General features: G+C 61.5%; 27 protein-coding genes. 15 read left to right on the top strand and 12 right to left on the bottom strand.

The genetic code is table 11. The features are described from left to right. The 9 genes from D3M59_RS06310 to hemE form a co-directional block, all read right to left on the bottom strand. Positions 1 to 870, bottom strand: coding sequence for a ParB/RepB/Spo0J family partition protein (locus tag D3M59_RS06310; RefSeq protein ID WP_119532578.1), 870 nt, complete (start codon positions 868 to 870; stop codon positions 1 to 3). Then, positions 867 to 1,652, bottom strand: coding sequence for a ParA family protein (locus D3M59_RS06305; protein ID WP_119532576.1), 786 nt, complete (start codon positions 1,650 to 1,652; stop codon positions 867 to 869). The genes D3M59_RS06310 and D3M59_RS06305 overlap by 4 nt, the downstream gene beginning before the upstream one ends. Then, positions 1,652 to 2,260 (bottom strand): 16S rRNA (guanine(527)-N(7))-methyltransferase RsmG, encoded by a 609-nt coding sequence (gene rsmG / locus D3M59_RS06300; RefSeq protein WP_119532574.1) that lies wholly within the window; start codon positions 2,258 to 2,260, stop codon positions 1,652 to 1,654. Before rsmG ends, D3M59_RS06305 begins: the two co-directional genes overlap by 1 nt. After that, positions 2,257 to 4,059 carry a tRNA uridine-5-carboxymethylaminomethyl(34) synthesis enzyme MnmG gene (gene mnmG / locus D3M59_RS06295; protein WP_119532572.1) on the bottom strand — a complete coding sequence of 601 codons (1,803 nt, stop codon included), beginning with the start codon at positions 4,057 to 4,059 and terminating at the stop codon, positions 2,257 to 2,259. The genes rsmG and mnmG overlap by 4 nt, the downstream gene beginning before the upstream one ends. Before the next feature lie 61 nt (positions 4,060 to 4,120). Further along, complete coding sequence (gene mnmE / locus D3M59_RS06290) at positions 4,121 to 5,410, bottom strand: tRNA uridine-5-carboxymethylaminomethyl(34) synthesis GTPase MnmE (RefSeq protein ID WP_119532570.1); 1,290 nt, start codon at positions 5,408 to 5,410, stop codon at positions 4,121 to 4,123. Next, on the bottom strand, positions 5,410 to 6,141 hold the full coding sequence (locus D3M59_RS06285; protein WP_407695435.1) for a YjbE family putative metal transport protein: 732 nt from the start codon (positions 6,139 to 6,141) through the stop codon (positions 5,410 to 5,412). The genes mnmE and D3M59_RS06285 overlap by 1 nt, the downstream gene beginning before the upstream one ends. A gap of 61 nt (positions 6,142 to 6,202) precedes the next feature. Then, positions 6,203 to 7,459: a transcription termination factor Rho gene (rho, locus tag D3M59_RS06280; RefSeq protein WP_119532913.1), complete on the bottom strand. Its 1,257-nt coding sequence runs from the start codon at positions 7,457 to 7,459 to the stop codon at positions 6,203 to 6,205. A gap of 215 nt (positions 7,460 to 7,674) precedes the next feature. Then, the gene (locus D3M59_RS06275; RefSeq protein ID WP_119532568.1) at positions 7,675 to 8,142 is read right to left on the bottom strand and encodes a CopD family protein; all 468 of its coding nucleotides are present in this window, start codon (positions 8,140 to 8,142) and stop codon (positions 7,675 to 7,677) included. Between the two features lie 2 nt (positions 8,143 to 8,144). Beyond that, entirely contained in the window at positions 8,145 to 9,176 is a 1,032-nt protein-coding gene (gene hemE / locus D3M59_RS06270; protein ID WP_119532566.1) for a uroporphyrinogen decarboxylase, read from the bottom strand. A 317-nt stretch (positions 9,177 to 9,493) separates the two neighbouring features. Between hemE and D3M59_RS06265 the strand changes: the two genes are divergently transcribed. From D3M59_RS06265 to D3M59_RS06220, 10 genes are all read left to right on the top strand, one after another. Further along, positions 9,494 to 10,075 carry a Maf family protein gene (locus D3M59_RS06265; RefSeq protein WP_119532564.1) on the top strand — a complete coding sequence of 194 codons (582 nt, stop codon included), beginning with the start codon at positions 9,494 to 9,496 and terminating at the stop codon, positions 10,073 to 10,075. Next, a complete protein-coding gene (locus D3M59_RS06260) occupies positions 10,072 to 10,893 on the top strand; it encodes a shikimate dehydrogenase family protein (protein ID WP_119532562.1) in 822 nt (273 codons plus the stop codon). The genes D3M59_RS06265 and D3M59_RS06260 overlap by 4 nt, the downstream gene beginning before the upstream one ends. After that, the gene (gene coaE, locus D3M59_RS06255; RefSeq protein ID WP_119532560.1) at positions 10,890 to 11,483 is read left to right on the top strand and encodes a dephospho-CoA kinase; all 594 of its coding nucleotides are present in this window, start codon (positions 10,890 to 10,892) and stop codon (positions 11,481 to 11,483) included. Before D3M59_RS06260 ends, coaE begins: the two co-directional genes overlap by 4 nt. Before the next feature lie 7 nt (positions 11,484 to 11,490). After that, positions 11,491 to 12,207, top strand: a complete 717-nt coding sequence (gene dnaQ, locus D3M59_RS06250) for a DNA polymerase III subunit epsilon (protein WP_119532558.1) — start codon at positions 11,491 to 11,493, stop codon at positions 12,205 to 12,207. Positions 12,208 to 12,251: 44 nt separating this feature from the next. Beyond that, positions 12,252 to 12,818 (top strand): ribosome hibernation-promoting factor, HPF/YfiA family, encoded by a 567-nt coding sequence (gene hpf / locus D3M59_RS06245; protein WP_119532556.1) that lies wholly within the window; start codon positions 12,252 to 12,254, stop codon positions 12,816 to 12,818. A 76-nt stretch (positions 12,819 to 12,894) separates the two neighbouring features. Continuing rightward, positions 12,895 to 13,359: a PTS sugar transporter subunit IIA gene (locus D3M59_RS06240; protein ID WP_119532554.1), complete on the top strand. Its 465-nt coding sequence runs from the start codon at positions 12,895 to 12,897 to the stop codon at positions 13,357 to 13,359. Beyond that, complete coding sequence (locus D3M59_RS06235; RefSeq protein ID WP_119532552.1) at positions 13,349 to 13,813, top strand: PaaI family thioesterase; 465 nt, start codon at positions 13,349 to 13,351, stop codon at positions 13,811 to 13,813. The genes D3M59_RS06240 and D3M59_RS06235 overlap by 11 nt, the downstream gene beginning before the upstream one ends. Beyond that, positions 13,738 to 14,151, top strand: coding sequence for a DUF1491 family protein (locus D3M59_RS06230; RefSeq protein WP_325048603.1), 414 nt, complete (start codon positions 13,738 to 13,740; stop codon positions 14,149 to 14,151). The genes D3M59_RS06235 and D3M59_RS06230 overlap by 76 nt, the downstream gene beginning before the upstream one ends. 122 nt (positions 14,152 to 14,273) lie before the next feature. Next, positions 14,274 to 14,975: a cell wall hydrolase gene (locus tag D3M59_RS06225; RefSeq protein WP_233543156.1), complete on the top strand. Its 702-nt coding sequence runs from the start codon at positions 14,274 to 14,276 to the stop codon at positions 14,973 to 14,975. A 71-nt stretch (positions 14,976 to 15,046) separates the two neighbouring features. Continuing rightward, the gene (locus D3M59_RS06220; protein WP_119532546.1) at positions 15,047 to 15,532 is read left to right on the top strand and encodes an MmcB family DNA repair protein; all 486 of its coding nucleotides are present in this window, start codon (positions 15,047 to 15,049) and stop codon (positions 15,530 to 15,532) included. Here D3M59_RS06220 and D3M59_RS06215 read toward each other — a convergent pair. Further along, positions 15,529 to 16,197 carry an ankyrin repeat domain-containing protein gene (locus D3M59_RS06215; protein WP_119532544.1) on the bottom strand — a complete coding sequence of 223 codons (669 nt, stop codon included), beginning with the start codon at positions 16,195 to 16,197 and terminating at the stop codon, positions 15,529 to 15,531. The genes D3M59_RS06220 and D3M59_RS06215 overlap by 4 nt on opposite strands. Here D3M59_RS06215 and D3M59_RS06210 point away from each other — a divergent pair. Together D3M59_RS06210 and D3M59_RS06205 are read left to right on the top strand one after the other, a co-directional pair. Continuing rightward, positions 16,196 to 16,633, top strand: coding sequence for a YcgN family cysteine cluster protein (locus tag D3M59_RS06210; protein ID WP_119532542.1), 438 nt, complete (start codon positions 16,196 to 16,198; stop codon positions 16,631 to 16,633). The genes D3M59_RS06215 and D3M59_RS06210 overlap by 2 nt on opposite strands. Next, entirely contained in the window at positions 16,590 to 17,327 is a 738-nt protein-coding gene (locus tag D3M59_RS06205) for a M48 family metallopeptidase (RefSeq protein ID WP_325048602.1), read from the top strand. Before D3M59_RS06210 ends, D3M59_RS06205 begins: the two co-directional genes overlap by 44 nt. On the opposite strand, the gene D3M59_RS06200 is transcribed toward D3M59_RS06205, so the two are convergent. Both D3M59_RS06200 and msrB read right to left on the bottom strand, forming a co-directional pair. Then, positions 17,289 to 19,382, bottom strand: a complete 2,094-nt coding sequence (locus D3M59_RS06200; RefSeq protein WP_119532538.1) for a transglycosylase domain-containing protein — start codon at positions 19,380 to 19,382, stop codon at positions 17,289 to 17,291. The genes D3M59_RS06205 and D3M59_RS06200 overlap by 39 nt on opposite strands. A 48-nt stretch (positions 19,383 to 19,430) precedes the next feature. After that, positions 19,431 to 19,856 carry a peptide-methionine (R)-S-oxide reductase MsrB gene (gene msrB / locus D3M59_RS06195; RefSeq protein ID WP_119532912.1) on the bottom strand — a complete coding sequence of 142 codons (426 nt, stop codon included), beginning with the start codon at positions 19,854 to 19,856 and terminating at the stop codon, positions 19,431 to 19,433. Positions 19,857 to 19,932: 76 nt separating this feature from the next. On the opposite strand from msrB, the gene D3M59_RS06190 reads away from it, so the two are divergent. The 3 genes from D3M59_RS06190 to D3M59_RS06180 all read left to right on the top strand — a co-directional run bounded on the left by D3M59_RS06190 (position 19,933) and on the right by D3M59_RS06180 (position 22,104). Further along, on the top strand, positions 19,933 to 20,463 hold the full coding sequence (locus D3M59_RS06190) for a DUF4402 domain-containing protein (protein WP_158581963.1): 531 nt from the start codon (positions 19,933 to 19,935) through the stop codon (positions 20,461 to 20,463). A gap of 157 nt (positions 20,464 to 20,620) precedes the next feature. Beyond that, entirely contained in the window at positions 20,621 to 21,142 is a 522-nt protein-coding gene (locus D3M59_RS06185; RefSeq protein WP_119532536.1) for a DUF4402 domain-containing protein, read from the top strand. 143 nt (positions 21,143 to 21,285) lie between these two features. Then, complete coding sequence (locus tag D3M59_RS06180; protein ID WP_147416713.1) at positions 21,286 to 22,104, top strand: fimbrial biogenesis chaperone; 819 nt, start codon at positions 21,286 to 21,288, stop codon at positions 22,102 to 22,104. Positions 22,105 to 22,146 lie beyond the last annotated feature (42 nt).

Below are 22,146 nucleotides of genomic sequence, written 5' to 3'. Positions count from 1 at the left end.
TCAGATTGGCTCGCCGCTGAGCCGCTGGCAGATCAGGTCAAGCTGATCGAGCGAGCTGTAGTGAAGCGCCACCGTCCCACCAGCCTTGCCGTGCGCTACCTTGACCCGAAGGCCAAGCAAGTCGCCCAACTGACGCTCGAGCGCCGCCAGATCGGCGTCCACCGGCCGACCGTCCGGTGCAGGGACGGATTTGGCGGCAGCGGACTTTCCCTGCTTTGCCAATTGCTCCGCTTGGCGGACCGACAACCCGCCACGCACAATTTGGCTTGCAAGCTGTTCGGCGTCAGGCGCGGATGCGACTGCTCGGGCGTGGCCCATGCTGATATCGCCTCGCAACAGCATCTGTTTTACGCCATCCGGCAGATCAAGCAGGCGAAGCAGGTTTGTTACATGGCTCCGCGACTTGCCAACGAGCTTCCCAACCGCGTCTTGGCTGTGGCCATAGCGACCGATAAGTTGCTTGTAGCCCTCTGCTTCCTCAATCGCATTGAGATCTTGGCGCTGGATATTCTCGATTAGCGCAATCTCAGCGGTGACGGATTCATCGAATTCCCGGACGATTGCCGGGATTTGATGAAGCTGCGCCTTCTGCGCGGCCCGCCAGCGCCGCTCGCCGGCAATAATTTCAAAACCGCCGTCCACGGCACGAATGAGGATGGGCTGCAACAGGCCTCGTTCCCGGATCGAAGCTGCAAGCTCGTCAATTGCGGCTTCGTCGAAATTCTTGCGCGGCTGTAAGGGGTTAGGGCGAATTCGACCGACTTCGATTTCGCGCACGCCGGCACCCGATGCGGTCTCCGGTTTCGCGGGCCGAACTGCATCGTCGATCAACGCACTGAGTCCCCTGCCCAGCCCGGTGGCCTTCTTCATGCTGCCTCCGCGGCGAGTTGTGGCAAGCGCGCCAGAATTTCCCTGGCGAGCCGGATATAGGCTTCAGAACCCGGGCATTTCAAATCGTAGATCAGGGCAGGCAACCCATGGCTTGGCGCCTCCGACAGGCGCACATTCCTGGGTACCACCGTCTCGAACACCGACGTGCCGAGGCAGGCGCGGACATCCTCCGCAACCTGCTGCGACAAATTGTTGCGGCGGTCGAACATGGTCAGCGCAACGCCGAGGATCGATAGCCCTGGATTGAAGGCAACCCGGATGCGTTCCACCGTTTGAAGAAGCTGGCTCAACCCTTCCAGCGCAAAGAATTCGCACTGCAGCGGCACGAGCAGCTGCCGTGAGGCCACGAGCGCGTTGACGGTCAGCAACCCCAACGACGGCGGGCAATCGAGTAAGCAGATATCCCAGCGCCCGGCGGGCACTTCGTCAAACGCCTGGGCAAGGCGATGCGTGCGATCTTCCATGCCCACCATTTCGACTTCAGCACCCGACAAGTCGACCGTTGCCGGCAGAATGTCGAGGCGCGGCACCTTGGTCGCAACTGCGGCCTCAGTGATCGTTGCCTCGCCTATCAGAACGTCATAGCTGGATCGTTCGCGGGCTGCCTGGCCAATGCCGAGGCCCGTCGAAGCATTTCCCTGGGGATCGAGGTCGACGAGCAGAACCTTCCAGCCGATCGCTGCCAACGCCGTCGCGAGGTTGATGGCGGTGGTTGTCTTGCCCACCCCACCCTTTTGGTTGGCGACAGCAATGCGGATCATCACTTCCCCCTCCGCCTGACGTGTTCGGCAACGACGATGGCCGCATCAGGATGCGTCTGGCTCGGCACCAGACGAAATTCACCCTGCCACGTCCGGCGCGCCTCATCCAGTTCCGATTTCACCGACTGGCCCTTCGGAAGCACCCATTTCGTCTTATCATGGGCCAAATGGCCCGCCATTTCGAACAGTCGGTCCAGCTTGGCGACTGCCCGGGCAGTAATGATGTCGAACTTTGCCCCGAGGCGCTCAACCTTGGTATCGGCGACCTTCACTTCGGTCATTCCGAGCTCGGAGACGCACCTACGCAGAAAATCGGCTCTTAGCTTACGGGGTTCGATCAGTGTCATGGGTGTGCCCCCCAGAATGGCGATGACCATTCCGGGCAAACCGGGTCCTGATCCTATGTCTGCCCAACGGCCCGCCCGCCCCGCCAAGGTGAACAGTTGAGCGCCGTCGAGAATGTGCCGATCCCAGAGATGTTCGACACTGTCCGGTGAAATCAGGTTCTGCTTCTGATTTTCGTGCAATAGAAGACCGACGAAAGCGTCAAGCTTTTCTAATGTTTCACGTGAAACAGTTGGTCCGAGGCCCCGGTTGTCTCCGGTCATGCGGCACGGCGCGCGAGCGCAAAATGCAGCGCCGACAGCGCCGCAGGAGTCACGCCGGCTATGCGCGACGCTTGGTCGAGATCCGCCGGCGACGCTGCAATGAAGCGCTCCTGCATTTCAGTGGACATGCCAGGTACCGACGCGAAATCGAAATCGCCGGGGATGGCGGTCTCCCGGTCGCGCTGACGGACCGCGAGCTCTACGCGCTGCCGGTGAAGATACGGAGCATAGACGGCGTCATCAATCGCCTCATCAACGGCGGGAGAGCTTGGAAGCATGGACCGCACACTGTCCATGAGGTCATCTCGCCTTACCCACTCAAATAAGGGCTTCCGAGCTTTATCCGCCACGCCGAGCTGCTCGCCGGACACGAGCTGCGCGAGTGCGGCGCTTGCTTTCGCCTTCCCCTCGAGATGCGAACGAACTAGCGTTTCCTGCGGACCTCGGAGAGTACCCAACTCAATAGCCATCGGTCCAAGTCGCGTAACCGCATTGTCGGCGCGCAGGTAAAGACGATATTCCGAACGAGCCGTGAGCATTCGATACGGCTCCGTCACCCCTTGGAGAGTCAGGTCGTCGACCATGACGCCAATATAGCTTTCTCCGCGGTCGAAATGCGCCGCAACCAATCCGATTGATTCCGCCGCCGCGTTAAGCCCCGCGACTAACCCTTGCGCCGATGCCTCCTCATATCCCGTGGTGCCGTTGATTTGCCCGGCAAAGTACAAGCCCGGCACATCGCGATGCTGCAGTGACGCATCGAGCCGACGCGGATCGGCGAACTCATACTCAACGGCATAGCCGAACTGAACGATCTCGGCCCTCTCTAGTCCCACGATAGACCGGACTAAATCCTGCTGAACGTCCCGCGCTAGCGAAGTCGAAATTCCATTGGGATAGACAAGGTGGTCGTTTATGCCTTCAGGTTCCAAAAAGACCTGATGTCCGTCACGCTCGCCGAAGCGATGAACTTTGTCTTCAATCGACGGGCAATACCGAGGGCCCCTCCCTTCAATTGATCCGGAAAACAACGGAGAACTTTCGAGGCCCCGACGGATGACCTCATGACTTCGCACATTCGTCCGCGTAATCGCGCAAGCAAGTTGGGGAAGCGGCGCATCGTTGCCAGCAAGGGCCATGTTCCATGCCACACCATCACTTGGCTGGGGCTGAGTTGCAGCCCAGTCAATCGTCCGGCCGTCGAGGCGGGGCGGTGTACCCGTCTTCAACCGCCCTTGTGCAAGCCCTAATTCGCGTACTTGGGCACCTAGGCGATTCGCCGCATTCGAACCTTGCCGTCCGCCTGCCCAGCGTTCATCCCCGCGAAACATCGTCGCAGCGAGGAAGGTTCCAGTCGTAACGATCACCGTCCTTGCCGATACAAAAAGGCCGTCGGACAGCTCCACCCCATCGACCCCGGTGCCCGAAAACCGAAGGCTCGAGACTTCCCCCTCCATCACTTCGACGCCTGATGCGGCGACAAGCGATTGTATGGCCAGTCGATAAGCTCTTCGGTCAGCTTGGACGCGTGGACCGCGAACTGCGCTTCCCTTGCTCGCGTTCAACATCCGACGGTGAATCGCGGCCCGGTCTGCCGCGATGGCCATAATCCCACCCATCGCATCGACTTCGCGAACAAGATGGCCCTTGCCTACACCGCCGATCGACGGATTGCAGGACATCTGGCCCAAATCATCACTGCGATAGGTTACAAGGACGGTTCGAGCGCCGCGGCGCGCGGCAGCGCAGGCAGCTTCGCAGCCCGCATGGCCTCCACCAATGACCAGAACGTCGAACATCGGCTGCCCTTACCTCGGAGGACGGCCTCGCACAATTCACTCGTTTCACGTGAAACACTCGTTACTTGCCGAGACAGAACCGTCCGAACAGCGTATCGAGAAGATCTTCTACGCCGGCTCTGCCGGCTATCCGGTCAATGGCGGTTCGTGCAACGCGTAACTCTTCCGCAACCAAGACGGGGTCCGTTAACGACGCGGCGCGGGCAAGTGCGTCTGAAGCCTCTGCCAGCAAGTCGCGCTCCCGCCGAACCAGCGCAATTTCGTCCTTCCGCGGCAGTAGCTTCAGAGCAAGCCCGACTAACTTAGTCGACAATTCCGGAATGCCCTGGCCGGTATGAGATGACACAGGCAATGCGTGGTTGCTTGCCTCGTCTCGCGGAATATCGCTCTTCGGAAGTAGGACAATCAAGCGTTCGTGAACTGGTGTCGCCTCCGCGGCGCCCAGCCACAAAAGGATGTCGGCACTCGAAGTTTCCTGACGCGCGCGTGCGATACCGATTGCTTCTACCTCATCGTCGGATTCGTGAAGGCCAGCCGTATCCACCAGAACGAACGGGATCCCGGAAATCGACACGGGGACTTCGATCACGTCCCGAGTGGTCCCGGCAATTGGCGTGACTATAGCTCGTTCAGCTTGGACCAAGGCATTGAGAAGGCTCGATTTTCCTGCATTTGGCGGACCGGCCAGCACAACCCGGATGCCATCGCGCAGCGGCTCCACGCGAGGGCTTTCTGCAAGCATTCGAATTTCCGTCGACAGATCCCCAAGTGCGCCGCTCAAATCGTTGTCAAGACTGCCGTCTTCCTCGTCGGCATAGTCGATCGCCACTTCCGCCCGGGCGGACAGCGACAGCAGTTGTTCACGCCAGCGGTCTAGCCGCACGCGGAGCCCACCCCCCGCTCTCACCATGGCCGAGCGACGCTGTAAGTCGGTCTCAGCCGCTAGGAGGTCCGCGAGGCCTTCGGCTTCGGTGAGGTCAAGCCGTCCATTGGCAAGCGCACGGCGAGTAAATTCACCGGGCTCGGCCAGGCGAACGCCGGACTCCCTGACAAGCACGGCGATCAGAGCGTCGACAGTCGCGCGCCCGCCGTGACATTGATATTCGACAACATCTTCGCCGGTCGCGCTGTGCGGACCGGCAAAGCGAATGACCAGAGCGTCATCAATAATGTTGCCGTCGGTGGGATCAATCAGGCGCCGCAGGGTCGCTTGCCTTGCAGGTGGCAGCGATCCCGCCACCTGTTGAGCCAAAGCGGACGCGCGCGGACCGCTTGTTCGTACGACGGCAATGGCGGCAGGTGGCCGCCCGCTCGACAAGGCGACGATCGTATCACCAGCACCTAACGCCATCAGGCGAATAGGCGGCCGAGCCCAACCTGCGGATCAACCCAGCCGTCGTAGATCATCTTGACCGCGACCCACAGGATAACCGCCAAGCCCACGTAGGCGATCCAGCGGTAACGCTCGATGTATTTGGCAATGATATTGGCTGCGATACCCATCAAGGCAACCGCGAAGACCAAACCGACTATCAGGATGCCAGGGTGGTCGCGCGCGGCCCCGGCGACTGCGAGCACATTGTCGAGGCTCATGCTGACGTCGGCGATGGCAACGGCCCAGGCGGCCGCGGCAAAGCTCTTGGCGGGCCGGAGACCGCTATGCTCGTCGCCGTAAATTTCGGGCGAGCCATGGCTTTCGCCGGTGTGGCGAAGCTCTCGCCACATTTTCCACGCGACCCAAAGCAGGAGCAGGCCGCCTACCAAAATGAGGCCAATGATCTGCAGGAGCTGGGTGACGATGAGCGCGAAGAGGATACGTAGAACAAGCGCGGCCAACACGCCAAGCACGATGACTTTGCGCCGCTGTTCGGGAGGAAGGCCTGCCGCCAGCGCGCCGACAACGATCGCATTATCGCCGGCCAATACAAGATCAATCGCCAAGACCTGCAGGAACGCGGCAAAGGCCGCGGGCTCGCCGATGTTGGAGAAGTCCTTAACGATGGCTGCCCAAATATCGGCGGGTCCGCCAAAGCCCAGTCCGGTCGTCGCGGCCGCGGCGGCCAGCAGATTCTCGATCATCATCATCCCCTAAGGTCGTTCAGCGGGCCAAGTCGCTAACGACGCATTTGTTCCCTAAGCGATTTTACTGGTTCATCGAGGCGAAGAAGTCTTCGTTGGACTTGGCGTCCTTCATCTTGTCGAGCAGGAACTGCATCGCGTCGATGGTGCCCATTTGCATCAGGATGCGACGGAGGACCCACATCTTCGACAGTACGGCTTGGTCGACCAGCAGCTCTTCCTTGCGGGTGCCAGACTTGCCGACATCTAGCGACGGGAAAATGCGCTTGTCGGCGACCTTACGGTCGAGAACGATTTCGCTGTTACCGGTGCCCTTGAACTCTTCGAAGATGACTTCGTCCATCTTTGAACCGGTATCGATAAGAGCGGTAGCGATGATCGAAAGCGAGCCACCTTCCTCGATGTTGCGTGCAGCACCGAAAAACCGCTTCGGGCGCTGCAGGGCATTGGCGTCGACACCGCCGGTCAGCACCTTGCCCGAGCTCGGAACCACGGTGTTGTAGGCGCGGCCGAGGCGAGTGATGGAGTCGAGGAGAATCACGACATCCTTCTTATGCTCGACCAGGCGCTTGGCCTTTTCGATCACCATTTCGGCGACCTGCACGTGGCGCGACGCGGGTTCGTCGAAGGTGGAAGAGATCACCTCGCCCTTCACGCTGCGCTGCATATCGGTGACTTCTTCCGGGCGCTCGTCGATCAGCAGAACGATCAGGAATACTTCGGGATTATTGTCGGTGATGGCGCGGGCAATATTCTGAAGCAGCACGGTCTTACCGGTGCGCGGCGGCGCGACGATCAGCGCGCGCTGCCCCTTGCCAAGCGGTGCGACGATGTCAATCACCCGGGCGCTCTTATCCTTAATCGTGGGATCGAGCGTGTCGAGCTTCAGCTTCTCGTCCGGGTAGAGCGGCGTGAGGTTGTCAAAGTTGACCCGGTGCCGGACGGCATCGGGTTCGTCGTAATTGATCTGGTTGACCTTTGTCAGCGCGAAATAGCGCTCGCCATCCTTCGGCGCGCGGATTTCGCCCTCGACCGTGTCACCGGTTCGAAGGCCGAAACGGCGAACGATGTTCGGTGCGACATATATATCGTCGGGGCCGGCCAGGTAATTGGCCTCAGGGCTGCGGAGGAAGCCGAACCCGTCATTGAGCACTTCGATTGTGCCCATGCCCATGATTTCGGCGCCGCTTTCCGCGCGCACCTTGAGGATGGAGAACATCAGGTCCTGCTTGCGCATCGTCGATGCGCCCTCGATCCCCATCTCCTCGGCTTGCGCGACGAGGTCCGCGGGGGTCTTCTGCTTAAGGTCCTTGAGATGCATTGAATTGGTCTTTCGAACGGAAAAGCTGAAATTTGCACTCACGGCAGGACGCCGTGGAAATGGGACGACAATGGGTCGCACCGGCAAAGAAAGGGATCGGCCGATGCAGCCGCCTTTGCCTCGCCCTAAGGCCCCGCGCGGGCCAAAGTCAATTGCCTTCGCGACACCTACATTTTCGGTTGAACCATAGGGACAAACCGGCGGGCGTTACCGCGTTAAAACGGCCGGACGATTACCAGCACGACAATCAGGGCGGTTAGGATGCCCGGAACTTCGTTCATGAAGCGAAGCCGCTTGTCTTCAAGATCGCGGTGACCGTTGCCGAGCTTGCGGCCGTAGGAGGATATCCAACCTTGGTAGCCCGTAAGCAGGAGGACGAAGAACAGCTTCGCCGAAAACCAATGCTGCCCGAAAATGCCAAGATGGACCGCCAACATCAAGCCGAGAATCCAGGTAATCAGCATCGCCGGCGTCAGGATGATCGTTCGCGCACGATCCTCCCGCTGGATCCAAGCCCGGTCTTCGGCCGACCCCGGCGTCGTCGCCTGATGATGGATGTAATAGCGCGGAACGATGAACAGCCCCGCGATCCAGAAAATCACGAAGGTCACATGCGCGGCTTTGACCCACAGATAGGCGGCGCCCAGGAACCCTTGATATTCGGCTAAAATCGGAGCCCCCATCCCTAGCCCTTCACCAGCGAAACCAACTCCTCGACATGCGCGATCGGCGTAGTCTGCTGGATACCGTGACCCAGGTTGAAGATGTGGGGCCGGTCGGCAAATGCGTCAAGGATGCGGGACACGGCCTCACGCAATACCCCTCCGCCCGCTATAAGCGCCAACGGGTCGAGATTGCCTTGCACCGGAAGTGTGTCCGGCAACTCCTTCGCCGCCCAATGGGGGTCGACCGTTTCGTCGAGACCGATCGCATCGACCGAGGTTTCGGCGGCGTAAGCGCGAAGTTTCCCGCCGGCTCCCTTGGGAAAACCGATAACCGGTGTCTCAGGATGACGGGCCCGGAAGGCCGACACAATACGCGCGGTAGGGGCGATGACCCAGCGCTCGAATTCCGCCGGGGCGAGGCTGCCTGCCCAGCTGTCGAACAACTGAATGGCATCCACGCCCGCCTCCACCTGGCCAGTGAGATAATCGAGCGTAACTTCCTCGATCCGCCGGATAATCGCCTCAAACTTGCTGGGGTCCTGATAGGCCAGGCTGCGAGCCTCCGCCTGCTCGCGGCTGCCTTGACCCGCGACCATGTAGGTCGCGACAGTCCATGGACTTCCCGCGAAGCCCAAGAAGGTCGTCTGTGGCGCCAATTGAGCTTTCACCCGCCTCACGGTCGCCCAGATCGTCTCGAGGTGCTGTAGCACCGGCTGGAGACCGCCGAGCGACGCATCTGAAAGCGGGGGAGATAGCCGAGGGCCCTCACCGGCGACAAAGGTCAACTCCTGGCCAATCGCGTGCGGCACAATGAGGATGTCGGAAAAAAGGATCGCGCCGTCGAATGGGAAACGGCGCAATGGCTGCAACGTGATCTCGGCGGCGGCCTCCGGATCATAAGCCATGTCGAGAAAGCCGCCCTTGGTTTCCCGGAGAGTCCGATACTCGGGAAGGTAGCGTCCTGCCTGGCGCATCAGCCACATCGGCGGCGGATCGCGCCGTTCACCACGAAGGACGGAAAGCAGCGGCTTGTCAGTGAAGTGATCGGGCACGGGGGCGGCCACTTTCTTCTTTCTCTTATAAATTAAGATTCAAAAGTTGATGATGTAGATGGGACGTTGGCAGCGGGACTTAAGGCCCTGTCCCGACTTTGCCAACAGGCCCCGAGTCGGCGCGAATCGCCGCTGTTTCACGAGTCGCGATGAGAATCTCCCATGATTCACAGTCTGCGCATTTCCAAATTCCCTTGTGGATAGAGTCTCGAATCCGCCAAGAACCTCGCGGGGCGGAATCCCGCCGAACTTTCGTCCACCGGACTGTCGGTCGCCGTCACCCCGGTTTATCCACAGACTTGTCCACCAGAGGCAATATGTCGTTGATATTGGCCAGTAACAGCTCAATCCGGCGCTCAATGCTTGAGCAGGCGGGCGTCGATTTCGTCGTCCGCTCACCCGATTATGACGAAAAACCGGTGCAGAATGCGCATCGCGGGGATGGCTGCAGTCTCGCTTTACGTCTTGCCGAGGGTAAGGCTCTTTCGGTTTCTGCTGATCCTGACGATTGGGTGGTTGGCAGTGATAGCGTGGTCGAGGTTGGCGGTCAGCGATACTCCAAACCGCGGGATCGCGACGAGGCAGCCGTCCACCTCCGGGCTTTCTCCGGGCAGGAGATGATCCTGTCGAGCGCAGTTGCCTTGGCCAACGGCGGTGAACTGGCCTGGAGTCACGCCGAGGAGACACTCCTGTCCGTGCGTCCGCTCAGCGAAGAATATATCTCTTCGTATCTCGACGCCGAGTGGCCGGAAGTCGGCTACTGCGTCGGTGTGTTCCGCATGGAGGGACGCGGGGTCCAGCTGTTCGACGAGATCAGAGGGAGCTATTTCACCGTTCTGGGAATGCCGCTCCTGCCCTTGCTTGCTGCTCTTCGGGTCAACGGGATCCTGCCGTCATGACGCCAACTGTGCCCTTCGCCGAGGTGATCGGCGACCCGATCAATCACAGCCTTTCGCCGCTAATCCATGGCTATTGGCTCGAAGTTCTAGCTATCGAGGGAAGCTACGTCCGCCGCCGCGTTACGCGCGCCGATCTGCCCGGCTATCTCTCAGAGCGGCGCGGCAATGCTGCATGGCGAGGATCCAACGTGACCATGCCACTCAAACTCGACGCGGTTGCATTGGCCGATGAGGCAACCGATCGCGCCGTCGCTGCCGGGGCTGCTAACGTGTTGATGATGCGCGAAGGTCGGCTCGTGGCCGCCAACACGGATGTCGGCGCCATCGTCTCATTGCTTGGCCGGCTCCACAAGGGGGGCGCCCCGATGCGGGGCGTGACGTTGTTGGGAACAGGCGGTGCCGCGCGGGCCGCCTTGGTCGCGCTCAAAACCGTCGGCATTCCTGCGGTTCGGATCCAGGCGCGCAATATGGCCGAGGCGGCGAAGCTCGCGGTGGAGTTCGGTTTAGAGGCCAATCCCGCGCCATTCACTGCACCGATCGGAGGCGATGGGCTGATCAACGCGACGCCGCTTGGCATGTCCGACTATCCGCGTATCGGCTGCGACCTGTCGCCGCTGCCTGCCAATGGCTGGGTGTTCGACATGGTGACGCAGCCAGCAGAAACGGCGCTGGTAGCCGATGCGCGTGGGCGCGGTTTGGCCGTCGTCACCGGCATCGACATGCTCGTCGAGCAGGCGGCGGCCAGCTTCAAGCTGTTCTTCGAAGCAGATGCGCCACGTGACCGTGACGCCGAACTCTGGCAGAAGCTCGGTCGATGATCACCTTGGCCCTGACCGGGTCGATCGGCATGGGAAAATCGACGGTAGCGTCGATGTTCGCTGAAGCCGGCATCCCCATCTTCGACGCGGATGCGACCGTGCGCCGCCTGCAGGGGCCGGGTGGCCGGCTGGTACCGGCGATCGAAAAGCGGTTTCCCGGGACTACAAGGGAAGGCGCCGTCGACCGCGACGCATTGTCGGCTGCGGTGCTCGGCGATCCCGATGAGCTTGCAGCTCTGGAATCCATCGTCCACCCGGCGGTTCATCATGAGCGGACACGCTTTATAGTCGAGCATGGGGATGCACCCGCACTATTGTTCGACATCCCCCTTCTCTTCGAAACCGGTGGCGATGCCGCCTTCGACAAGGTGATCGTGGTGTCTGCGCCCGCCGCCATGCAGCGCGAGCGAGTCATGCGACGCGCCAGCATGACCCCTGAAAAGTTCGAACAGATTATGGGCCGGCAAATGCCCGACCAAGAAAAGCGCGCGCGAGCCGATTTCATTATCGATACGTCGGGCCCGCTTGAGGACACGCGAAAGCAGGTGAAGGATATCCTCACTTGTCTCGGCCTCGCCACGGGTGTTTAAGGAAACCATGCGCGAAATCGTCTTTGACACGGAGACCACGGGCTTATCCCCGGCGGGCGGTGACCGCATGGTCGAAATCGGTTGCATCGAAATGATCGGGCGGGTCGAGACCGGGCGCCACTATCATTGCTATTTCAACCCCGAACGCCCGATGCCGAGCGAGGCGGAGGCCGTTCACGGACTGTCGGACATCTTCCTGTCCGATAAACCGCGCTTCGCCGACAAGGTCGACGAAATTATCGATTTCATTGGCGATGCCCCCTTGGTGGCGCACAACGCCAGCTTCGACTTCGGCTTTTTGAATCACGAATTGGAACGCTGCGGCCGCCCGCACGTCTGCATGACCCGGATGATCGACACGCTCGTCCTGGCCCGAACGCGTCACCCTGGTGCCAAGCACAGCCTTGATGCGCTGTGCACGCGGTTTGGCGTCGACCGATCCCAGCGGATCAAGCATGGTGCTCTGCTAGATGCGCAGTTACTCGCCCAGGTCTATGTCGAACTGACCGGCGGACGGCAGATCGGGCTCGGCCTGGTCGCTGACGCGCCTGCGGTGGCAACCGCGGCATCGAGCATTGCCGCGGCCGAACGACCGATGCGCGAACCGCGGCCGCATCGGGCCAGCGGAGCAGAGGTCGCGCGCCACCGCGCCTTTTTGGCGACGATCGCCAATCCCTTGTGGGAGCGCTTTCTCGCCCCCACTTCGGAACGTGGCGCGGCCTGACGCATTTCGCGGCGGCGCCCATTTAAGAAAGAAGGAGAGCCAGCATGGATATCAGGGTCTCGGGTCACCAGGTCGACACCGGCGAGGCGCTGCGTTCCCATGTTTCCGATCGGCTGTCGGCAATGGCCGACCGCTACTTCTCCCGCGCGGTAGGAGCGAATGTAACGTTTGGCCGCGGGCCGTACGATGATTTCACCTGCGATATCGTCGCTCCCGTTTCACAGGGCGTAGTGCTCAAGTCATCTAATCGCGCCAATGACGCGCACGTCGCCTTCGAAGGCGCGGCCGACAAGATCGAGCGGCAGCTCAAGCGCTATATGAGCCGACTGCGCGAGCGCCGCGGCGAACCCAATGGCGAGGTGGCCGAAAATGCCGCCTATACCGTCTTCGCCCCGCCGCAGAACGTCGAGGAGCCCATGCCGCCCGCACCTGCCATCGTTGCTGAGACGCGGGTCGATATTCCCGAAGCCAGCGTGTCGGACGCCGTCATGATGCTGGACCTGCGTAACACCAACGCGTTGATGTTTCGCAATCCGAAGAGCGGCGATTTCAACATGGTCTATCGCCGGGACGATGGAACCATCGGCTGGGTCGAACCGTCCTCCAAGTGACAAAGATCGGTTCGGTCGGCTAACGACCTGTCTGTCTGGTCCGCGCGTCCTGCCTGTCCTGGAATCCCGTACGAAAATGCAGCTCTCCCAGTTCCTCGATTTCGACGCCATTCGGGTCGACCTTTCCGCCGGCAACAAGCGCCAGCTGCTCAACCAGCTGTCGCAGATCGCGGCTGCTCGCCTTTCAGTCGATCCCTCCGCCATCGCCGATTCGATCGCGGAGCGGGAGCGGCTCGGGTCGACCGGTTTCGGCGGCGGAGTGGCGATCCCGCACGGAAAGTTACCGCAGCTCGATCGTGTCTATGCGCTCGTCGCGCGTCTGGCGGCGCCGCTCGACTATAAGGCAATCGATGGAGCGCCGGTCGATCTTGTGTTCCTCCTGTTGTCGCCTCCGGATGCCGGCGCCGAGCATTTGAAGGCGCTGGCAGCGGTCAGCCGGCTGGTCCGGAATGGGACCACCCTCGAGAAGATGCGCGGCGCCCGAAGCCGGGACGCTCTGGCCGCAGTCCTGCTCGGCGCTGAGGAACGGGATGCCGCCTGAGCCCGCGCCGACGGGGGAGGAAGCGCATCTGCGCGCACTCGAGGCGCTATACGATGCAGCACCGATCAACGGCTTGTTTCGATCCACCCTTTCCCTCCCAGAAGCCGGGCAGAGCATCATCCGCTTCACCGTCCAACCCGATAGCTTTCACGCTGCGGGCGCGGCGCACGGAACCCTCTATTTCAAGATGCTCGACGATGCCGCGTTCTATGCCGCGAACAGTTTGGTCAGCGACCGCTTCCTGCTAACAACCGCCTTCAACCTGCATTTCACCAAGCCGATGCGCAGTGGCGATGCCCGCGCCGAAGGGCGCTGGGTATCGGGCAGGCGCCGTGTGTTTGTAGCGGAGGCGCGGATCGTGGACGCCGATGGCGAGGAATGTGCGAGAGGTACCGGCACCTTCATGAGGTCCCACATCGCCCTGTCCGGACTCGACGGTTACCGCGCCGGATGAGTGACGGCCGGCTCCCGGCGCACCTCGAAGCGTCGTCCCTGCTCCGTCGTGCGGAGGCAGAGAGGGGTTTCGGTATGATCTTGCATAAGGGAGATGCCGATCGCGGATCTCTTCTGCTGCTCATCGCGTCTCGGGGCGTTCATTGTGCATGCCTGGAAAGGGCCTTGGGACCGACCGGCTACGCTTGGCAAGCTGTGGGACCAGCCGCTGGAGTGGATGCGCAATCGCTTGCGGAATGGACTTCGAAGCGCGTCCGGTTCGATGAGGATTTATGGTTAATAGAACTAGATATCCCGGACCCGCAACGATTCATCGCTGAAACGACCTCTGAAGGTTGACCCGGCGGAACCATTCCGAAATTAGCAACCGTAACGACCACGCGGGGGGCATCCGCATCGGCAAATGACGCCGCAGAGGTGCCACGCAGTCGGGGAATCACCCTCGGCGAGCGCTGCTTGTATTGCAGCAATCGCCAAAGGGTCGGTTCACCGCACAGATTACGGTTTGCATGTTCGTGTCGCTTCGTACCACGTTCCTGGTGATTGCTGCTTTGACCGCTTCGTCGGTCGCCCCGGCCAAGGTCAATCCGGCCGCCGAGCCGCTCATCGCCGAAGGTTCGAATGCCATTCCCGCGGCCGTTGCCGCAATTCCCATTCCCGCCGAGGTTGCTTCCGACCTGTTGAACGCGCCGGAGGCCAACCTTCCGACCGCCTCAGCGAATGCAGAAGCCGACGACGATGTCGCCCCGGGCGCTTCGCTTTCCGAGGCCGTCGCGCAACTTGCCAGCACGGAGGCGGGGAGCCGCGAGCTCGAATGTCTCGCCGGCGCCATCTATTTCGAATCCAAGAGCGAGAGCCTGCAGGGTCAACTTGCGGTTGGCCACGTGATCGCCAATCGCGCGGCATCGGGCCGTTTCCCGTCGAGCTATTGCGGCGTCGTCTACCAGCGCAGTCAGTTCAGCTTCGTTCGCGGCAAGTCGATGCCCCCCATCCCTCGCGCCAGCCGCGACTGGAAGGAAGCAGTGGCCATCGCCAAGATTGTCGATCGGGAGCTTCGTCCATCACCGGTTGGCAAGGCGCTCTTTTTTCACGCCCGACGCGTATCGCCGGGCTGGCGCCTAACGCGGGTTGCAACGCTGGGTAACCACGTCTTCTATCGTTAGTCGCCGCGAAAATCGGTGACCGCAAAGGGGATTGCCTAGTCGGCAGTCCCCTTTTGTTCTATCGGTAATCCATGGCGAGCAGCCCGATTCCCGATTGCTTCCTCGATGCACCCCCGATCGCAGCCGAAGTGGCGCGTGGTGTCACCAGGCTATTCTGTCGTCATGACCTGTTCGCGATGTGCGAAGTGCCGCTGCCAAACGGACGGCGCGCAGACCTGATGGCGATCGGCGCGAAGGGGGAACTGACGATCGTCGAGATCAAGATCAGCCGCGCAGACCTGTTAGGCGACCAGAAATGGACCGATTACCTCGATTACTGCGACCGGTTCTTCTGGGCGGTGCCGCAATTGCTCGCGCCATTACTGGAGCAGGACCGGTTCCTCCCGCAAGACGCAGGCTTGCTTGTAGCCGATCGATATGACGCTGCCGTAGTTCGAGAGCCGTCAACACGACCGCTCGCTCCAGCGCGGCGGAAGGCGGAGACGCTGCGCTTTGCCCGCCGCGCTGCCCGCCGCCTGTCGGCGCAAATCGACCCGTCGCTGGGAGAGTCCTTCTAGTTGATGCTCGGTCCGGCCACCTGCTTGCGGCTCGACTTCACCGTCTCAATCAGGCGAAGCAACTCACGGTTACGGGTATCGCGTTTCGCGTAATCGCGGGCCGAATAGCCGGCGGCATGATCGGGTTTGTCCGGATCGGCGCCCGCCTTCAACAGCAGGCTGACAACCTCGGGTTGGCGCTGCTGCACGGCAATGATCAATGCGGATTCGCCTCTTCGATTGGTCAAGTTCACGTTCGCGCCCATGCGAATCATATAGTCAGCAGCGGTATCGAAGCCGATGCGAGCGGCGATCATCAGGGGGGTATCGCCCTGCTTGTCCCCGATATCGGGGCTAGCACCTTTGTTTAGGAGAAATCCGACCCAGTCGGCTTCGCGATTGCGCGTTACAATGTGCAACGCGGTGTCACCCGAATAGCCGCGATAGTTGATGACGTGCGTTCCTGGCATTTCCGCCATCGGAATGGCCTTGGCGCTGTCGCCATCAGTGACTGCTTTCAGAAAAGCTTCGCCTTCAGAACCGCCAGTCGCCTGCGCACCCGCCTGCACGGACAGAATTCCTACCGCGAGCGCGATGCCCAGCTTCGCCCAAACTCGCATCTTCCCATCCCCTTGAAATGCTGCCTTGATCTGGGCGCATTGGCGCATCAAGGCTGAGTCAGTCATGAATAGCGCAAAACCATTCTGGGAAAAGCCCTTGGCCTCACTCGACCGAGGGGAATGGGAAGCGCTTTGTGACGGTTGCGGCCGGTGTTGCCTGCACAAGCTGGAAGATGATGACACGGGAGAGTTGTTTCCGACGAATGTCGCCTGCAAACTCCTCGACCGTCGGACGGGTCTGTGTTCCGACTATGCCAATCGCAAGAAATTGGTGTCGGATTGCGTAAAGCTCGATCCAAAAAAGCTCGACGAGCTAGAATGGCTTCCATCGACTTGTGCTTATCGGCTACGATCCGAAGGGCAGCCGTTGCCCGAATGGCATTACCTGATCTCCGGCAGCCGCGAGACCGTCCACGAGTGCGGGCAGTCGACGCGCGGCTGGACCGTTAGCGAAGTCGATGCCGGGGACCTGGAATGGCATCTTGTCGACCGTCCGCTCTGAGCCTTTGATGCTGCCGGGTCTGGGCTGGCCCGTCGAATTGCGCGTTCACCCCCGCGCTCGCTCTCTCCGACTTCGCCTTGATGAAGCACGAGGTGTGCTGGCCCTGACCTGCCCCCGCCGCACGAGCCGCCGCGCGGCGCTCGACTGGGCCGCAGGGCAGGGGGGATGGGTTGAAGCGCAGCTTGCGCGCATCGCGCCGGCCGAGCCGTTCGCGGCGGGCACCGCGATTCCCTTTGAGGGGGCGGAAATCATGCTTCATTGGGAGGAGGCTTTACCCCGTGGCCCCGCTCTCACCGAGGGACGGCTGCAATGTGGCGGATCTGCCCAATCCTTTTCGGGAAGGGTCGAACGTTTTTTAAGGCGAGAGGCGCGAGATCGTTTGAGTAAACTTACCCGGCAAATTGCCCACGACGCCGGCTTGTCTGTCCGATCCGTAGCCGTGGGCGATGCGTCGAGTCGATGGGGCAGTTGCTCATCAAGTGGCGCAATTCGCTATAATTGGCGGCTCGTCCTCGCTCCCCTCCACCTGTCGCGCTGGGTCGTTGCGCACGAAGTCGCGCACTTGCGGCACATGAATCACGGTCCGGCGTTCAAAGCACTCGAAGCCGAACTTTATGGCGCGGATCCACGCCCCGCGCGGGCTGAATTGCGGGCGCTAGGGCCGCGGCTGAAGCGGGTCGGCCGCCCGCTCTGATTGCGGTTGCCTAGGTGGCGGGGCCCGCGTCGCCGGCTGCGCAGGAGGCCGGTTCTGGGGATTGCGATTGAGCACTTCGTCCAACCACTGCTGATCGACCTGCGCACCCGGATCGGGTTGCGGTTGTGGTTGTTCCGGGCCCAACGGATCGATGGGCTGAGTTCCGATCGGATTGCCGTCCGCGTCAACCAGCGGGGCGCTCTCCTCCAAATTATAGCCCCACGCTTCTTCGTCTGGCTCCAATTGCCAATCCGGAAGCGGCGCCTGCGTTTCGAACTGCTCGACCGGGCGCTTGGCCACGGCCACCTTCATGAAATCCGAAAAGGCGCGTGCCGGGGCGGTGCCGCCCTGAAGCCCCCCGACCGTGCGAGCATCGTCACGTCCCATCCAGACGCCAGTCGTGAGACCGCTCGAAAAGCCGATAAACCAGCCATCCTTGTTTGACGAAGTGGTGCCGGTCTTGCCGGCGACGGGACGACCGATCTGCGCCGCCCGACCTGTTCCGGACAATACCGCCGATTGCAGAAGGTCGGTCATCTCCGCTGCAACCCAAGGGGCGACCAGCACGCGCTGCTCGGTCGACTGGTGTTGGTGGAGGAGGCGGCCATCTGCTGTGACGACCTTGCGAATCGCGTAGGGCATGACGCTAACGCCGCGATTCTGGACGGATGCGAACGCGCGGGTCATATCGATCAACCGAACCTCGCTCGTTCCCAGAACCATCGACGGATAGGTCGAGATATTGCCGGAAATGCCGAAGCGCCGCGCCATGTCGGCAATGGTGCCGAAGCCCAGCGCATCGCCAATCTTGGCGCTGATCGTGTTGATCGACCGCGCGAACGCTTCGCGCAGCGTAACCGGCCCGGCATAGGTCCGCGTCGAGTTTCGCGGCGTCCAACCCCCAATCGTAACGGGCTCGTCGACGACCGTATCCTCGGGTTTCATGCCCGACTCCAGAGCGGATAGGTACACGAACAGTTTCCAAGCCGATCCAGGTTGGCGTTCGGCCTGGGTTGCGCGATTGTAGATGGAATCAACATAATCGCGACCGCCGATCATGGCGCGTACTGCGCCGTCACGGTCGATTGCTACAAGCGCCCCCTGCGCGCCGCCCGGCGTATTGGCGTTAATGGCGCGGTTGGCGGCGGACTGCATGCCCGGATCCAGCGTGGTGTATACGTCAATCGGCTCGCTCGTCTCGTCGATCAGCGTGTCGAGTTGGGGCAGTGCCCAGTCGGTAAAGTATCGAACGCTGTTCTGCTTGGCAGCGGGCTGGACCTTGATCTCGGCGGCATCGACGCTTGCGGCGGCCGAAGCCGGCAGGAATCCGTTCTGAACCATTGAGTTCAGCACCACTGACGCGCGGTCACGGGCTGCCTCGACGTCGGCCGTCGGCGAATAGTTGGACGGGGCCTTGACCAGGCCGGCGATAATCGCTGCTTCACCCAGGCTCAGCCGCTCGGCGCCATGGCCAAAAAAGGTCCGGCTGGCCGCGTCGATGCCATAGGCTCCGCCGCCGAAATAGACGCGGTTCAGGTATAGCTCGAGGATCTGGTCCTTACTGAACTTCCGCTCGATCGCCAGCGCCAGCACCGCTTCCTTAATCTTGCGCCCGAAAGTCCGGCTGTTGGTTAGGAAGATGTTGCGGGCCAGCTGCTGCGTGATTGTGGAACCGCCCTGCCGCCAGCTGCCCGTATCGAATCTAACCTTGATTGAACGCGCGACACCGATCGGATCAACGCCTAGGTGGCTTCGGAAGCGGCGGTCCTCGACCGCGATCATCGCGGTGCGCATCGTCGCGGGGATCTGTTCATATTCTAGCCACCGCCCAAAACTCGGGCCGAGCGAAACCAACAGCGTTCCGTCGGCGGCCCGCACGCGGACCATCTGGCCAAGGTCTGAACGGCGGGTGAGCTGCTGATAGTCGGGAAGCGATGCCATCGCGACTGCCACCGCAATGCCTAGCGCCAGCAGACCCAGCGCACCAAGCGCAAGTCCCCATTTGATGATCGACAGGCTGATCGTCTTGAAGCGGGAAGGGGCAGGACTGGCCATCGGTGACCAATCCCTATTGGTTGCTGGCCACCTTCACAAGCGCGTCATTCAAGGTCGTTCTCCATCGTCCTTCGGCTCGTCGGCGCCTTTCTTGAAATCGAGCGACGCGCTGTTGATGCAATAGCGAAGGCCGGCGGGTCCCGGACCATCGGGGAACACATGGCCGAGATGACCTTCGCACTTCGCGCAGCGGACTTCGGTGCGCGTCATCCCGTGACTATGATCTGTATGTTCCGCTACCGACTCCCCGCCCACAGGAGCGGTGAAGCTGGGCCAACCGGATCCGCTGTCATATTTGGATTCGCTGTCGAAAAGTGGTTCGCCGCACGCCGCGCAGCGATACGTGCCCTTGTCCTTGTTATTTAAAAGATCGCCGGTGAAGGGACGTTCGGTGCCCGCTTCGCGAAGGATGCGATATTGTTCAGGCGTCAGTTTGTCGCGCCACTCGGACTCGCTCTTGCGCTGGTCAGTCATATCTTCCGGCCCTTCTTCCAAGCAGGTGAAAGCGGCGTTAACCTTGTTGCAACGCCGCATCCCTAGCGTAGTTGCCATGTTGGGCCGGCCATCAGCCCTTGCAACCCTCGCGCTAATCGGCGCCATGGGGATAGCCGCGCCTGCACTGCCGCAAGGCGCGAGCGCCCCCTGCCGCCTGTGTAAATCTGTCGAACCCACGGAATCCAAGCCCACCACTCCGGTCACCTTGGACGTCGAGGCCAGCCTGAACTTCGACAGGCTGATTCTTGCGGGCGCTGGCGACGGCAGCGCAACGCTCTCTCCCGACGGGTCGCGGACAGTTGCCGGTTCGATCTCCGCGATCGGCGCACGCGCTATGGTCGGCGAAGTCACTGTTCGTGGAGAACCGGGGCGCATCGTTCGCGTCGGCTTGCCAGCCCGGATTGAACTCTACGGTCTGGCCGGAGGGTCGATCCGGCTCGAATCCATCCAGTCCGACCTGCCGCCCATGCCAAGGTTGGACAGTAACGGGCGCCTTTCGTTCCGATTCGGAGGCATTTTGAGAATCACCGGCGATCTGGACGGAGAGTTTCGCGGCGACGTGCCGATCGACGTCGAATATTTCTGAGTGCCTCTCGAAAGCTGCTCCGAAACGGAGGAAGCTTAAGGTGCTGGTAACCATAGCGCTGAGCAAAGCCGTAAGCAGGCAGGGTTAATAGGGACCCCACGGATGGACGGCGACTGCTCGGACCAGCCGCCCTATTTATGGAACCAGGGGATACTACATGACCAAGTTCGTTCGTCTGGCGGCGCTGGCCGTCGCTACCTCCCTCGTCGCGACGCCGGCCGTTGCGGGACCGGTCGGTGCCACTCCTAAGGCGAAGGCCTCAGCCAAGATCGTGAAACCGCTGACGCTGACTGCCCAGCGTGATCTTAACTTCGGCACAATCGTCAATGGCCTTGCCACTGGCGGCACGCGCGTCCTGAGCGTCTCGCAGGCCGGCGTGCTGTCCGGTTGCGATGCTTCGGTTGTAGTTTGCTCAGGCACTACCACGTCAGCCCAGTACAAGGTTACCGGCACTAACAACATGACAGTGACCGTTGCGTCGCTCGGGTCGAACCTGATCAATACGACATCGGGTGGTAGCGAAACGCTGGCGTTTACTCCGAATGCTCCAGCTACGGTTGCCCTTGCCAATTCGGGTGCCGTTGGTGTCGATTTTGAAGTGGGCGGCTCGATCACCATCGCCGACACGACTGTGGGCGGTCTGTACGTCGGCGACATCACCGTCACTGTCGATTACTAAGACCACTTCCCGGTCCGCCGGAGATAGGAGAAGGGTCGTCGGTTCTCCGGCGGCCCTTTTTTCTGCCCTTTCTTTGTTCATGGTTAGCTGAATGCTAACCATTTCGGACGGATATTCCTCCAAACAGTTCTGGAGGTTTGCTCATGTCCCTGCCGTTTCGCCTGTCCCGCCTCGCCCTACTTGCGCCGGCATTGATGATGACGGCGGCTCCCGCGCGTGCGGGCGTGGGCGACCTGCTAGTTGCGCCGACGCGAATCGTGCTTGATGGTCGCCGCGGTACGGAGATCATCCTCAACAACATCGGAGACGATGTCGCGACTTATCGTGTGTCAGTGGAACTCAGGCGCATGACGCCCGAAGGTCGCTTAGTGGATGTTGAGGCCCCGTCCGATACAGAAAAAGCGGCACAGGAGATGATTCTCTACGCGCCGCGCCGCGTCACACTTCCCCCCAACCAGCCGCAGACGATTCGCCTTAACGCGCGGGCGCCAGCAGGAATCGCCGATGGGGAGTACCGGGTGCACATGCTGTTTCGGGCAGTCCCGCCGCCTCGCCCGGCTGTCGCGCCGCAGAAGATCGACGGTGTCGCCTTCCAGCTAACGCCAATTTACGGCGTGACCATCCCGGTTATCGTCCGCCTCGGCAACCTCGAGGCAAAGGCCGGCCTCGCAAATATTCGGAAGGTGTCCGATGGCGGAAAGCCGGCGATCGCGCTGGACATCAGCCGATCGGGCGACCGCTCAACCTTTGGCGAGGTGCGGGTGCTCAAGGCTGGAATTTCCGACCCGATTGCCATCGTTCGCGGCGTCGCGGTCTATACGGAACTGGGACAGCGGTCCGTGACAGTACCGATCGATCCCGCGCATCTCTCCGACGCCAATGGCCAGGTCACGGTTCAATATATCGAACCGACCGATACAGGTCCGGTGATGCTGGCCGAAACCAACGCAGTTCTCCGCTAGGGCGAAGGACGGGGCGGGGGCGCTCGATTGCGGAGGCCGTTA

The organism is Sphingomonas edaphi, from assembly GCF_003583725.1.
GTDB classification, from domain to species: domain Bacteria; phylum Pseudomonadota; class Alphaproteobacteria; order Sphingomonadales; family Sphingomonadaceae; genus Sphingomicrobium; species Sphingomicrobium edaphi.
Note: the sequence above shows the minus strand (reverse complement) of the source record. Positions and strands in the feature narration are given on the sequence as shown.

Coding starts and splice junctions, on each gene's coding strand:
- D3M59_RS06310 (WP_119532578.1), bottom strand. CDS start 870: ATGAAGAAGGCCACCGGGCTGGGCAGGGGACTCAGTGCGTTGATCGAC.
- D3M59_RS06305 (WP_119532576.1), bottom strand. CDS start 1,652: ATGATCCGCATTGCTGTCGCCAACCAAAAGGGTGGGGTGGGCAAGACA.
- rsmG (WP_119532574.1), bottom strand. CDS start 2,260: ATGACCGGAGACAACCGGGGCCTCGGACCAACTGTTTCACGTGAAACA.
- mnmG (WP_119532572.1), bottom strand. CDS start 4,059: ATGTTCGACGTTCTGGTCATTGGTGGAGGCCATGCGGGCTGCGAAGCT.
- mnmE (WP_119532570.1), bottom strand. CDS start 5,410: ATGGCGTTAGGTGCTGGTGATACGATCGTCGCCTTGTCGAGCGGGCGG.
- D3M59_RS06285 (WP_407695435.1), bottom strand. CDS start 6,141: ATGATGATCGAGAATCTGCTGGCCGCCGCGGCCGCGACGACCGGACTG.
- rho (WP_119532913.1), bottom strand. CDS start 7,459: ATGCATCTCAAGGACCTTAAGCAGAAGACCCCCGCGGACCTCGTCGCG.
- D3M59_RS06275 (WP_119532568.1), bottom strand. CDS start 8,142: ATGGGGGCTCCGATTTTAGCCGAATATCAAGGGTTCCTGGGCGCCGCC.
- D3M59_RS06265 (WP_119532564.1), top strand. CDS start 9,494: ATGTCGTTGATATTGGCCAGTAACAGCTCAATCCGGCGCTCAATGCTT.
- D3M59_RS06260 (WP_119532562.1), top strand. CDS start 10,072: ATGACGCCAACTGTGCCCTTCGCCGAGGTGATCGGCGACCCGATCAAT.
- coaE (WP_119532560.1), top strand. CDS start 10,890: ATGATCACCTTGGCCCTGACCGGGTCGATCGGCATGGGAAAATCGACG.
- dnaQ (WP_119532558.1), top strand. CDS start 11,491: ATGCGCGAAATCGTCTTTGACACGGAGACCACGGGCTTATCCCCGGCG.
- hpf (WP_119532556.1), top strand. CDS start 12,252: ATGGATATCAGGGTCTCGGGTCACCAGGTCGACACCGGCGAGGCGCTG.
- D3M59_RS06240 (WP_119532554.1), top strand. CDS start 12,895: ATGCAGCTCTCCCAGTTCCTCGATTTCGACGCCATTCGGGTCGACCTT.
- D3M59_RS06235 (WP_119532552.1), top strand. CDS start 13,349: ATGCCGCCTGAGCCCGCGCCGACGGGGGAGGAAGCGCATCTGCGCGCA.
- D3M59_RS06230 (WP_325048603.1), top strand. CDS start 13,738: ATGTGCGAGAGGTACCGGCACCTTCATGAGGTCCCACATCGCCCTGTC.
- D3M59_RS06220 (WP_119532546.1), top strand. CDS start 15,047: ATGGCGAGCAGCCCGATTCCCGATTGCTTCCTCGATGCACCCCCGATC.
- D3M59_RS06210 (WP_119532542.1), top strand. CDS start 16,196: ATGAATAGCGCAAAACCATTCTGGGAAAAGCCCTTGGCCTCACTCGAC.
- D3M59_RS06215 (WP_119532544.1), bottom strand. CDS start 16,197: ATGACTGACTCAGCCTTGATGCGCCAATGCGCCCAGATCAAGGCAGCA.
- D3M59_RS06205 (WP_325048602.1), top strand. CDS start 16,590: ATGCCGGGGACCTGGAATGGCATCTTGTCGACCGTCCGCTCTGAGCCT.
- D3M59_RS06200 (WP_119532538.1), bottom strand. CDS start 19,382: ATGGCCAGTCCTGCCCCTTCCCGCTTCAAGACGATCAGCCTGTCGATC.
- msrB (WP_119532912.1), bottom strand. CDS start 19,856: ATGACTGACCAGCGCAAGAGCGAGTCCGAGTGGCGCGACAAACTGACG.
- D3M59_RS06190 (WP_158581963.1), top strand. CDS start 19,933: ATGTTGGGCCGGCCATCAGCCCTTGCAACCCTCGCGCTAATCGGCGCC.
- D3M59_RS06185 (WP_119532536.1), top strand. CDS start 20,621: ATGACCAAGTTCGTTCGTCTGGCGGCGCTGGCCGTCGCTACCTCCCTC.
- D3M59_RS06180 (WP_147416713.1), top strand. CDS start 21,286: ATGTCCCTGCCGTTTCGCCTGTCCCGCCTCGCCCTACTTGCGCCGGCA.